An 11,086-nucleotide genomic window follows, 5' to 3' on the forward strand; every position below is an offset into this window, starting at 1 on the left:
AGCAGGAATTAAAACCAACGAAGTTTGTAACAGTTAATAATTATTCGATATACTAGTATGGAGGCAGGTAAGGCTTATATTGTCAGAAAGAATATTTTTAAACTTAGTGTCGGTCAGATATTGACTCTAAAAAGATGCGGTTATCAGGCTTACTACGGTGAGCATAATTATGTTTTTACGGATACAGAGAATAAAAGTATATGTATTGTCTTAAGAGATGATGTAGATGAGGATATGAAGATATATCATCATTTGGATGAATATTTTGAAAATGTAGACAGTGTATAGTTTATGATTTGGAGGAAAAATGTCAACTTGGAGCGGTATTAGAAAAAGAATGGAAAGCGAATATCTGGCGGAAAGTTTAAAGGGTGATATCAGCTACTTTGCAACATCCTATAGCAGATCTCCGGATCATGAAGGTAGGGCAGCTATAAGATATAAAGGTAAAGAGATTATAAAGGGTTGTTATTATTATAATTGGACAAAAGCGGCGTCTTTTCCAAAAGATGAAAAGTATGAAAGACGTATGAGAGAAGAATGTGCCTATATTGATGATACCGCCATAAAGCTTGGTGTATTCGATCAGAGGTGCTTTTATCGTGCATTTGATGAGTTTGATAACCAAAGCATTGAAAAGAGTCTATACAGTGAAAATATGCTTGTCAGGATATTTGCTGTTTTGGACAGAAGAGTCGGTAAAAGAAAACTTATATCCATGAAAGAAACTATAGAAAACGAAGACGATACATTTAAAGAGTTCTTTGCTATCAGAATGAATGCGGAAGGGATATAGAAATGGATTTTATAATAGCCGAAGAGGGTGTGCCTGTAAGTGTAGGTGCATATGGAGCAGAAATCGCATATTATGGAAGTGAGATTGTATTAAACTATGAAACGGAGCCGCCGATGGGAGATTTTATTTTTTCAGCTAAGCTTCCACTGTTAGATAGAGAACTACCGTTTTGGATGTATGGAAGAAATCTTGTATTCTTAGACGCATATTATGTAATTGTAGAGAGTGTTAAAAAGAAAACCTGGGACCCTATAACTACTGTAATCGTTGATATTCACAGAGGGAAATATGCAAGTCTTAATCATTGGTATAGTGATATATCAGTGGAAGATGAAGTTGTGCTTAAAAACAGGTATGAAAAGAGTATACTGATATTAAAGAGCGTAGACGGATTGGAATGGATACAATTATAGTTATAAGGGGCGGTTTTGCCCCTTATTTTAGAAATCTCTGGTAATATTTTTCAGCCATTTATAGCTCTTATAATGTTTGTATACAAATGGAATCTTTACAAACTCATCGGTACATATAAGGAAATATACCCACATCGGCGGAAGCTTAAGAACAAAAGCCGATATAAAGCCAAGCGGAACGGCATATCCCCACATATCAATCACATCGCAGATAAATCCCCATTTTGAATCGCCTCCTGAGCGGAAAATTCCGCATATAAAGGCTGTATTCAGAGCCTGTCCCCAAATGTAGTACATACTTATATAAAGCATTATACTCAGGTAATCTCTTGCAGTAGGAGTCAGTGTTGCCATATTGAAAAATACAGGTCTTAAAACAAATATAACAATACTTCCAAGTAAAGCCGACAGTGCGGTTATTTTTAAGAAATGAGAAGAATCTGCTTTTACAGTGTCACTGTTTCCTGAGCCTATAGATTTACCAAGTATTATTGCACCTGCATTTGCTATACCGAAACATACGACGGTTCCGAAGTTTCTGGCAACTACTACAACAGCATTTGCGGCAACTATATCACCTCCAAGATGCCCCATTATTACAGAATACATTGAAAACGCAATTCCCCAAACTATTTCATTGCCGAAGGCAGGCATGGAGTATTTTAAAAAGTCTAAAAACAGAACTTTATTTGTATTAAAGACTGTCTTTAGACGGAAGTGTATAGACTTAGGTATGAAGTTGTCTATAATACATATGGTAAGTTCTACACCTCTTGCGATAACTGTTGCAAGTGCCACTCCTATGATACCCAGTTTCGGAAGACCGAAAAATCCGAATATAAAAGTTGCGTTCAAAACGATATTGAGTAAAAATGCCACCGTATATGCGGCGGTAGAGAAGTTTACTCTTTCGACACTTCTCATCGTGCAAAGATAAACCTGTGAAAAGCTCATCAGCAGGTATGAAAAGCTTACAACTCTTAAGTACGGTATACCTGAGACTATCAAATTGGTATCATTTGTGAAAATATGCATCAAAAATCCGGGGAAAAAGAATGCAAGTATAAAGAACACACTTGATATGGCAACGGAAAGCTGCATTGCGATACCCATTATATTTTCAATAGTCTTTGTATCATTTTTGCCCCAATACTGTGCCGCCAGCATAATGACACCGGATGCAATACCTGCATATACCAGGTTTAAAATAAACATTATCTGATTTGCAAGTGAACCTGCCGCAAGTGCATCTTGTCCTACAAAGCCAAGCATTATAACATCAGCCGAACCTACAGCGGTTGTAACGATATTTTGTATGACTATAGGTATGGCAAGTCTTACTATATCTTTATTAAAAGAAGAGTTGTTATGCATATCAATCCTCCGTTTTAGATTATCCGAAAGATTAAACCTTCGGGTGATTGTTCCATTATATGTGGAACAGTAATATAAGTCAAATTTTAAAATACTCCAAAACCTTGTAAATAAAGGTTCTTGAGACTTACACTAAAATTACACATGCCAAATGTAAGTTCAAGGTATTCTTTTTTGGAATAAAAAGTATAAAATATTATTAGAGTGTTTTGTGAAATACACTAAAAGAAAGAGGTATAGTATGAATTTAAGAAAAGAAAAAAAGTCAAAAAGACTGTTAAAAAGAGTAACAGCTTTATCAGTTACACTTTTGCTAAGTACAGGAAGTTTGTTCACATCAGTAGCTGCTACAGGTCCGGGAATTGAGCAAATTAGTTTTGAAAATAAAACCGGAATTATTTCTGAGGAGCCAAAAACAACTAATGTAAGTCAGTATAGCTATGATACCAATATTGATTACAGAATAGAGATGAACAGTTCGGAAAGATATCCTAAGAGTATATACATAAAGGGAAAGCTGCTTGGTATAGATAAAATACCTGTGATATCTATATATAAATGTATTTGGCTCATATTAAAAGACAGTAACGGTAAAGAAGTCTATAACAATATAGTTAGTAACAGTACAGGAAGCATAAGCTTTTACTTAGATAAAATATCTGAGGGAAAGTATTCTGTGAATTTGTACGCTTCTTCTGAAAGATATGGTTCCTACAAATCATTAATTTATGGAAATGATATAGAAATATTATATAAAGATGGAAAATTAAGTTTTGTACCATATCCATACTATGATCACAATATGGCTGTAGTGAACAATAAAAGAACAGATGAAAAAGCACTGGCATATTATAGGCAGTCGTCAAGTGATATTCAAAGTGATAATCAGGAAATAATAGATTTAGCAAACAGTATTACAGCCGGAATTACTAATTACTATGATAAAGCAGTGGCAATACATGACTGGGTATGCAACAATATTTATTATGATTGGGACAGATATTTAAGCGGAAACTATATTGGGATGGATACCTCAGCGCTTGGAACATTGCATTCGAAAAGAAGCGTCTGTGACGGATATGCAAACCTGACAGCGGCACTATTAAGGGCAGCCGGAGTTCCGGCAAAAAAAATTTCCGGATTTGCTTTGGGTGTATCAAATGATTATTGGCCTGAGAATTTTGATCCGAGTAAAGATACAAACCATGCCTGGAATGAGTTTTGGGCAAATGGAAGATGGGTAATACTTGATACAACCTGGGACAGTGATAATGCATGGAGAAACGGAGGTATTGAAAAAAATACCGGATTAAGAGGATATCACTATTTTGATATAAATGTGGGATTACTCTCAGCAGACCATGTAATAAAGGATTATAATGAAGCGGATGTCCCGCAACCGTAAATGGGGAGTAATGAGCTATAAAACAAGTATAGGATGGTTTTAACTAATTATTATAAGGAGTGGATATGATAAAAATAATTGATGATATAAAATTTATGCCTGATATGGGAAAAAGTATCCATTATATTTCCTGGACTCCATGTCATGCTATGAGTGTTTCAGGATATGCATCATTATCATTTGTATATGCAATAGTATATACTAATTTGCCTGATTTAAATACTGATAAACTTTTTAGAGAAGTTGACATGTCAGATGAAGTATGCGCCCTATATCATAGGGCTAATATTACAATTATACCTACACACAGAGGTGTATATTCAGATGAAGAGATGTACAGACATTTTCATGATGCCATGAAATCACAACATAGGTATATAAATGCCGACAATATCATATTTGATATGGGATATTATTGTTATTATAATCCACATACAAAAAGCTATGATAATTTGGAATATCTTAATATGTTAGATTATAATCTTAAATTATATAAAAATGTGTATGTGATTTACAAAGGAAATGCGAAAAAATGTTTTGAGTTAGCAAGCAAAGAAGAAATTGATGCATTAAGATTACAGAGAAAATAGCATAATAGCATAATTTTCAACTCCGATATAAAAACCCTATTGACAAATACACACCGTTCATGTAGAATACATACTTGCAATGTGTGTGTAGCTCAGCTGGATAGAGCACTTGGCTACGGACCAAGGTGTCGGGAGTTCGAATCTTCTCACGCACGTTTTTAGAGCCTCAGCAACCTTGCTGAGGCTTTTGTTTTATAAAGAGTAAGTAAAAGGAAAATATGGGAATAGTAAAGGCAACAAAGCTTATATTTGATTATATAACAAGAGATGAAGCGGACAATGTAGAGGATGTGAAAAGGGCTATCAACAATTTAAATATTGATATCACTCAAGGAGATTTTGTGGCGGTTTTAGGACATAACGGCTCCGGTAAATCCACATTTGCAAAGCACTTAAACGGTATATTATTACCTACAGAGGGAACTGTATTTATTTCAGATTTGAATACCGCAAATGATGAAACACTGCTTGATTTGAGAAAGATGGTGGGAATGGTGTTCCAAAATCCGGACAATCAGATAATAGGAAATGTAGTGGAGGAAGATGTGGCATTCGGACCTGAAAATATAGGCATTCCGACAGATGAGATGTGGAAGAGGGTAGATGCTGCACTTGAAGCGGTAGGAATGACCGCTTACAGATATAAATCCCCGAACAAACTCTCAGGAGGACAAAAGCAAAGAGTGGCCATAGCAGGTATTATGGCTATGAAGCCCAAGTGTATTGTACTTGATGAACCTACAGCCATGCTTGATCCGAACGGCAGAAAAGAAGTTATAAAGACAGTACTTGAACTGAATAAAAAGGAAAATATTACCGTAATACTTATTACCCACTATATGGAAGAAGTTATAGAAGCAGACAGGGTCATTGTCATGGATGAGGGAAAGATAGTAATGGATGGAACACCGAAAGAGGTCTTTTCTCATGTGGAAGAGCTTAAGAAGCTGAGGCTTGATGTACCGAGTACAACCGAACTGGCATATGAATTGAAGAAGGCGGGATTAGAGTTGCCTGACGGTATACTTACATTGGATGAGTTGGTAGATAACCTTTTACCTATACTAAAATAAACACATTTGGAGAAGAAAATGCAAGAAAATGTGCAAGATATTCAAATAGAAGCAAAAAAATTAAACTTTATATATGGAGAAGGAACTGCTTTTGAACAGTATGCCTTAAAAGATGTATCATTTAAGATAAGAAGGGGAGAGTTTGTAGGGATTATCGGACATACAGGCTCAGGAAAGTCAACATTGATACAGCATCTAAACGGACTGATAAAATCCACTTCAGGTGAACTTTACTTTAACGGTGAAAATATATATGCTCCGAAATATGACCTAAGACTTTTAAGACAAAAGGTAGGACTTGTATTTCAGTATCCTGAGCATCAACTTTTTGAGGTGGATGTGCTTTCAGATGTGGAATTCGGTCCGAAAAATCAAAAGCTATCTGAGGTTGAGATAGAAGCAAGAGCAAAGGAGAGTCTGGCACTTGTCGGGCTTGATGAAAGCTTTTATAAGAAATCACCGTTTGAACTTTCCGGAGGTCAAAAAAGAAGAGTTGCCATAGCCGGAGTTTTGGCGATGAATCCTGAGGTGCTTATATTGGATGAACCTACGGCAGGGCTTGACCCGAAGGGCAGGGATGAGCTTTTTGATGAAATTATTGAACTGAAGAAAAAAAGAGACATGACCGTTATACTTGTATCACACAGTATGGAAGATGTAGCAAAGTATGTAGACAGATTGCTTGTTATGAATAAGGGTGAACTTGTGCTTGACGGAACACCTAAGGAAGTTTTCAAACAGTATAAATTCCTTGAAAGTATAGGACTCAGTGCTCCCGGAATAACTTATATAGTGGAGAGACTGAAAAAAGAAGGCATCGACTTGGGAGATGATATTACCACAATAGAGGAAGCGAGAGATGCAATATTAAAATACATTAAGAGAAAGGATAAAAATGCTTAGAGATATTACATTGGGACAGTACTATCCTGTAGATTCTTTTGTACACAGACTTGACCCGAGAACAAAACTTTTCGGAACTATGGTTTTTATTATTTCTCTTTTCTTGGCAAACTCATGGCCGGGTTACGGACTTGCAATCCTTTTTTTGGTAATTGCTATAGGACTGTCAAAGGTTCCTGTAAAGTTTATGTTAAAGGGACTTAGAGCGGTACTTGTTTTGCTTATAATAAGTGTAAGTTTTAATCTGTTTTTGACAGACGGTGAAGTTGTATTTAAACTTTGGATATTTAAGATAACAAGAGAGGGTATCAGAATATCGCTGTTTATGGGAATGAGACTGATTTTTCTTATAGTAGGTTCTTCAGTAATGACACTTACCACAACACCGAATGCACTTACAGACGGTCTTGAAAAAAGTCTTGGATTTTTGAAGGTTATAAAGATACCGGTGCATGAGATATCAATGATGATGTCAATTGCACTTAGATTTATTCCCATATTGATAGAGGAAACAGATAAAATAATGAAGGCTCAGATGGCAAGAGGTGCCGATTTTGAGTCGGGAAATATAATACAAAAAGCAAAGGCAATGGTTCCGCTTTTGGTACCGCTTTTTATTTCCGCAATGAGAAGAGCTACAGATCTTGCTATGGCGATGGAAGCCAGATGCTATCACGGCGGTGAGGGCAGAACCAAGCTCAAACCTTTAAAATATAAGAAGATTGATATAATAGCTTATTTATATTATTTGATATATATGCTTATATGTATTGCTTTGGTTTTTGTTTTTAGGAAGTAGGGTAATGAGAAGAATAAGACTTATAGTATCCTATGACGGTACAAATTATTGCGGCTGGCAAAAGCAGCCTAATGGAATAACTATAGAAGAAGTATTAAATAATGCCATTTCAAAACTTACAGGTGAAGAAATAGAGATAATAGGTGCTTCCAGAACAGACTCGGGAGTACATGCCTATGGAAATGTGGCCGTATTTGATACCAATGCAAGAATGGCGGCAGATAAGTTCGCATTTGCAATCAATCAAAGACTTCCTGATGATATCAGAATACAATATTCCGACGAGGTGGAAGCAGGTTGGCATCCGAGAAAGAATGACTGTATAAAGACATATACCTATAGAATTTTGAATCGAAAGATTGATATACCTACAGAAAGACTTTATGCACATTTTTGCTATTTCAATCTGGATGTTGAGAAGATGAGAGAGGCAAGCGGATACTTTATAGGAACACATGATTTTACAAGCTTTTGTTCACAGAAATCTCAGGCCTCATCACCTGTAAGAACCATCTTTTCTTTGGAAGTATTACAGGATGAAGATATGATTACTGTTGTAATAAGAGGTGACGGTTTCCTCTACAATATGATTCGTATTATAGCAGGTACTCTTATAAAGGTCGGTATGGGTGTTTATCCGCCAAGTTATATCACAGAGATAGTGAAAGCAAAAAACAGAAAACTTGCAGGGCAGACAATGCCTGCAAAGGGACTGACTTTAGTTGAAATTGAATATATTTAAGCAGGATGCGAGATGATCGCATCCTTTTTTATTAAATTTATAACAAAGTTTTTCAAAAGACAGCAAGATAAGTAAAAATAAAAGCATAAAAAGCAAGATAAGTGTAGTAAATATATTAAGAAAAATAGTACAATCATTAAAAATAAAGGAGGAATATGTTATATTCGGCAGGTATTAAACATGATAAGAACACTCTTATCAGTTTATTTGTAACAGAGTTTAGAATTTATGAAAAAAGAACCATTTTATTCAGACTCTTGTTAGGAGCAATAATTGTAATATCAGCCATACTTATTGGTGTAGCAACTCCTATAAAGGGAATAATGATTGCTGTAGGAGCGTGGTTTATTTCAAGTACCGATTTTCCGGCAAGACTTAGAGCTGATGAAAATATAAGAAAGTTCGGGAATGAGTATCCGAAGTTTAAGTACGAGTTTAAAGGTTCAAACTTTACAATTACAGAGAAGAAATCAATGAATATAGATTATTCAAAAGTAGAACATTTAGCCTCGGATAAGAAATATATTTACATCTTTATGGGAAGATCAAATGCAATAATGCTTGATAAAAATGAATTGAAAATTTTTTTGAAAAATATTGATAAACCTATAACGGAGTCATTTGAATCATTTTTGGAAGAAAGAACATGTAAGAATTTTGAATCAACAAAAAGTCTGATATCAATTAATTTATTTGACTTATTGGATATTTTAAAAAGTAGAAAATAATTACAGATATATGGTTAATCCGTATATTTGTATTATATAGGAATATGTTCCACATAAAATTTAGGAGGTTATTATGGTAATAAAGAAAATTATTGCCGGTGTACTGGCAGGAGTGACGGCATTTTCACTTACAGCTTGTGGTGCACCAAGATTTACAGTGAATGATGCAGGTGAAAAAGTCTTTAATTTAAAGCTTGGTCACAATATGGCTGAGGATCATACTGTACATATTGTTTTATCGGAGTTTGTGGAAAATGTGAGAGAGAAATCACATGGTACTATAAATATCACAATATTTCCAAACGGTACTCTGGGTTCTGAAACAGATATGATTGCTCAGATTCAAGGGCAGGCACTTGATATGGCAAAAGTTTCCGCATCAACATTGGGAAATTTTTCAAAACTTTATAATGCATATGCGGTACCATATGTTTTTAATGATAAGGAACATTATTTCGGTGTAATGGACAGCGATATAGCAAAAGAAGTGTATGAGTCTACAGAAACTGACGGCTTTAGAGGACTTACATGGTTGGATTCAGGTGCAAGATCATTCTATACAGTAAAGAAGCCTATAAGAAAGCCGGAGGATCTGAAAGGGCTTAAGATAAGAACAATGGATTCAAAGATGGCTATTGATATGATGAAGGCACTTGGAGGTTCTGCAACCGTTATGGGATATTCGGATATTTATACAGGATTGCAGCAGGGTGTAATTGACGGTGCTGAGAATAATGTTACAGCTATGAGAGACCATGGTGAAGTGGCACATTATTATTCATATGATGAGCATACCAGAATACCTGATATTATAGTTATGTCGGAGAAAATCTGGGATGAAATGAGTGATGAACAAAGAGAAATTATGAATGAGTGTGCAAGAGATGCATCACAGGAATATATAGGTAAATGGGCGGAATTTGAGAATAAGGTTGTAGATAAGGCAAAAAATGAGTTTGGTGTAGAGTTTGTTACAGATGTTGATAAAGCTGCATTCCAGAAAGCTTGTAAGCCGATATATGATGCTTTAAAGACTGAACAGCCTGAAGTTTATAATATAGTTGAAAAGATACAAAATTTCAAAGTACAGAAATAGGTGGAAATATGAAAGCACTTGATAAATTTTTGGATAATGCCATGAAGTTTTTGATGGCGGTAGCTATGGGTTCACTTGTAGTTGGCGGTACATGGCAGATTTTTACAAGATGGATTTTAAAGAATCCTTCTACATTTACTGAAGAGTTTATGAGATATATGCTTATATGGGCAAGTATGATTGGATCTGCATATTGCTTTTATAAGGATAAGCATTTGGCACTTGATCTTATAAAGGATAAGCTCAAAGGTACACCTGCAATGTGCTTGTCGGTTTTTATCGAAGTATGTATACTGGCATTTTTGTTTTTAGTATTTGTTTATGGTGGCGGCCGTATGGCAATAAGCTCCACCAACTATTCACCTGTAATGCATATACCTTTTAAGGTTTTGTATATAGTGCTTCCGTTGTCAGGTATTTTGGCGATACTTGGAAGAGTTTTAAAATATATTCAGTATTTCAGTGAAAGAAAGGCAGGTAAATAAGTGGTTATACAATCGGTTTTAATGCTTTTTGGCGTGTTTTTTGTAATGTTATTTGCCGGAGTTCCTATTTCAGTCGGTATAGGTATAGCATCCATTGTAACTGCTCTGGCAAGTTTTGATCCGAATCCGGGTATCGGAGTTTTATCATTTATAGCGGCACAGAGAAGTTTCTCAGGTATTGACTCATTTTCATTATTGGCATTGCCTTTCTTTACATTGGCAGGAAATATAATGAATAAGGGTGGTATTGCAAACAGACTTGTACGACTTGCAAGACTCTTTGTAGGTTGGATTCCGGGATATCTGGCGGCTACAAATGTACTTGCAAATATGTTCTTCGGTGCTATTTCAGGTTCATCCGTTGCGGCTACATCTGCAATGGGAAGTATTATGAGTCCGCTTGAACTTGAAGAAGGCTATGATCCGAACTATTCCGCAGCTGTAAATATTTGTTCGGCACCTACAGGAATTATTATTCCACCGTCAGGTCCGCTGATTCTTTATTCTATTACAGCAGGCGGAGTTTCAGTTGCGGCACTTTTTATGGGGGGATATCTTCCGGGTGCATTACTTGGCATTTGTGTTTTGATAGTAGCAATGTTTATTGCATATAAAAAGGGATATAAATCATCAACTGTAAAAGAAGATGTTCCTGCAATTAAAATAGTGATTGAGGCTATAC

13 protein-coding genes, 1 tRNA gene and 1 pseudogene are annotated in these 11,086 nt (G+C 35.6%); 14 read left to right on the forward strand and 1 reads right to left on the reverse strand.

Annotation, left to right across the window (positions count from 1 at the left end; genetic code table 11):
• Positions 1-57: 57 nt before the first annotated feature.
• Genes ACO6FI_RS10905 through ACO6FI_RS10915 form a run of 3 tightly spaced genes read left to right on the forward strand, consistent with a single transcriptional unit; the run spans position 58 to position 1,209 of the window.
• Positions 58-288 (forward strand): phosphohydrolase, encoded by a 231-nt coding sequence (locus tag ACO6FI_RS10905; protein WP_298056971.1) that lies wholly within the window; start codon positions 58-60, stop codon positions 286-288.
• Positions 289-307: 19 nt separating this feature from the next.
• Complete coding sequence (locus ACO6FI_RS10910) at positions 308-796, forward strand: SF0329 family protein (RefSeq protein WP_485457354.1); 489 nt, start codon at positions 308-310, stop codon at positions 794-796.
• Positions 797-798: 2 nt separating this feature from the next.
• A complete protein-coding gene (locus ACO6FI_RS10915; RefSeq protein WP_485457355.1) occupies positions 799-1,209 on the forward strand; it encodes a hypothetical protein in 411 nt (136 codons plus the stop codon).
• Positions 1,210-1,236: 27 nt separating this feature from the next.
• On the opposite strand, the gene ACO6FI_RS10920 is transcribed toward ACO6FI_RS10915, so the two are convergent.
• Positions 1,237-2,583, reverse strand: coding sequence for an MATE family efflux transporter (locus tag ACO6FI_RS10920; protein WP_298056977.1), 1,347 nt, complete (start codon positions 2,581-2,583; stop codon positions 1,237-1,239).
• Between the two features lie 241 nt (positions 2,584-2,824).
• Between ACO6FI_RS10920 and ACO6FI_RS10925 the strand changes: the two genes are divergently transcribed.
• The 11 genes and pseudogenes from ACO6FI_RS10925 to ACO6FI_RS10975 form a co-directional block, all read left to right on the forward strand.
• Positions 2,825-3,988: a transglutaminase domain-containing protein gene (locus tag ACO6FI_RS10925; RefSeq protein WP_485457356.1), complete on the forward strand. Its 1,164-nt coding sequence runs from the start codon at positions 2,825-2,827 to the stop codon at positions 3,986-3,988.
• 65 nt (positions 3,989-4,053) lie between these two features.
• Entirely contained in the window at positions 4,054-4,578 is a 525-nt protein-coding gene (locus ACO6FI_RS10930) for a hypothetical protein (protein ID WP_485457357.1), read from the forward strand.
• A gap of 81 nt (positions 4,579-4,659) precedes the next feature.
• A tRNA-Arg gene (locus tag ACO6FI_RS10935) sits at positions 4,660-4,733 on the forward strand.
• Between the two features lie 63 nt (positions 4,734-4,796).
• Positions 4,797-5,651: an energy-coupling factor transporter ATPase gene (locus tag ACO6FI_RS10940; RefSeq protein WP_485457358.1), complete on the forward strand. Its 855-nt coding sequence runs from the start codon at positions 4,797-4,799 to the stop codon at positions 5,649-5,651.
• 18 nt (positions 5,652-5,669) lie between these two features.
• Positions 5,670-6,554: an energy-coupling factor transporter ATPase gene (locus tag ACO6FI_RS10945; protein WP_485457359.1), complete on the forward strand. Its 885-nt coding sequence runs from the start codon at positions 5,670-5,672 to the stop codon at positions 6,552-6,554.
• Complete coding sequence (locus ACO6FI_RS10950) at positions 6,547-7,353, forward strand: energy-coupling factor transporter transmembrane component T family protein (protein WP_485457360.1); 807 nt, start codon at positions 6,547-6,549, stop codon at positions 7,351-7,353. Before ACO6FI_RS10945 ends, ACO6FI_RS10950 begins: the two co-directional genes overlap by 8 nt.
• Positions 7,354-7,357: 4 nt before the next feature.
• Positions 7,358-8,095: a tRNA pseudouridine(38-40) synthase TruA gene (gene truA, locus ACO6FI_RS10955; protein WP_485457361.1), complete on the forward strand. Its 738-nt coding sequence runs from the start codon at positions 7,358-7,360 to the stop codon at positions 8,093-8,095.
• Between the two features lie 155 nt (positions 8,096-8,250).
• Complete coding sequence (locus tag ACO6FI_RS10960) at positions 8,251-8,823, forward strand: YcxB family protein (protein WP_485457362.1); 573 nt, start codon at positions 8,251-8,253, stop codon at positions 8,821-8,823.
• Positions 8,824-8,896: 73 nt separating this feature from the next.
• Positions 8,897-9,919 (forward strand): TRAP transporter substrate-binding protein, encoded by a 1,023-nt coding sequence (locus ACO6FI_RS10965; RefSeq protein WP_485457363.1) that lies wholly within the window; start codon positions 8,897-8,899, stop codon positions 9,917-9,919.
• An 8-nt stretch (positions 9,920-9,927) separates the two neighbouring features.
• A complete protein-coding gene (locus ACO6FI_RS10970; RefSeq protein ID WP_485457364.1) occupies positions 9,928-10,404 on the forward strand; it encodes a TRAP transporter small permease in 477 nt (158 codons plus the stop codon).
• A gap of 45 nt (positions 10,405-10,449) precedes the next feature.
• Positions 10,450-11,086 (forward strand): annotated as a pseudogene (locus tag ACO6FI_RS10975) (TRAP transporter large permease subunit); the annotation flags it as partial.

This window comes from Lachnoanaerobaculum sp. (genome assembly GCF_057250505.1).

Bases quoted from the DNA above. Each gene is read 5' to 3' on its own strand.
- ACO6FI_RS10970 (WP_485457364.1), top strand. From the start codon at position 9,928: ATGAAAGCACTTGATAAATTTTTGGATAATGCCATGAAGTTTTTGATG.
- ACO6FI_RS10905 (WP_298056971.1), top strand. From the start codon at position 58: ATGGAGGCAGGTAAGGCTTATATTGTCAGAAAGAATATTTTTAAACTT.
- ACO6FI_RS10940 (WP_485457358.1), top strand. From the start codon at position 4,797: ATGGGAATAGTAAAGGCAACAAAGCTTATATTTGATTATATAACAAGA.
- ACO6FI_RS10965 (WP_485457363.1), top strand. From the start codon at position 8,897: ATGGTAATAAAGAAAATTATTGCCGGTGTACTGGCAGGAGTGACGGCA.
- ACO6FI_RS10925 (WP_485457356.1), top strand. From the start codon at position 2,825: ATGAATTTAAGAAAAGAAAAAAAGTCAAAAAGACTGTTAAAAAGAGTA.
- truA (WP_485457361.1), top strand. From the start codon at position 7,358: ATGAGAAGAATAAGACTTATAGTATCCTATGACGGTACAAATTATTGC.
- ACO6FI_RS10910 (WP_485457354.1), top strand. From the start codon at position 308: ATGTCAACTTGGAGCGGTATTAGAAAAAGAATGGAAAGCGAATATCTG.
- ACO6FI_RS10945 (WP_485457359.1), top strand. From the start codon at position 5,670: ATGCAAGAAAATGTGCAAGATATTCAAATAGAAGCAAAAAAATTAAAC.
- ACO6FI_RS10960 (WP_485457362.1), top strand. From the start codon at position 8,251: ATGTTATATTCGGCAGGTATTAAACATGATAAGAACACTCTTATCAGT.
- ACO6FI_RS10920 (WP_298056977.1), bottom strand. From the start codon at position 2,583: ATGCATAACAACTCTTCTTTTAATAAAGATATAGTAAGACTTGCCATA.
- ACO6FI_RS10915 (WP_485457355.1), top strand. From the start codon at position 799: ATGGATTTTATAATAGCCGAAGAGGGTGTGCCTGTAAGTGTAGGTGCA.
- ACO6FI_RS10950 (WP_485457360.1), top strand. From the start codon at position 6,547: ATGCTTAGAGATATTACATTGGGACAGTACTATCCTGTAGATTCTTTT.
- ACO6FI_RS10930 (WP_485457357.1), top strand. From the start codon at position 4,054: ATGATAAAAATAATTGATGATATAAAATTTATGCCTGATATGGGAAAA.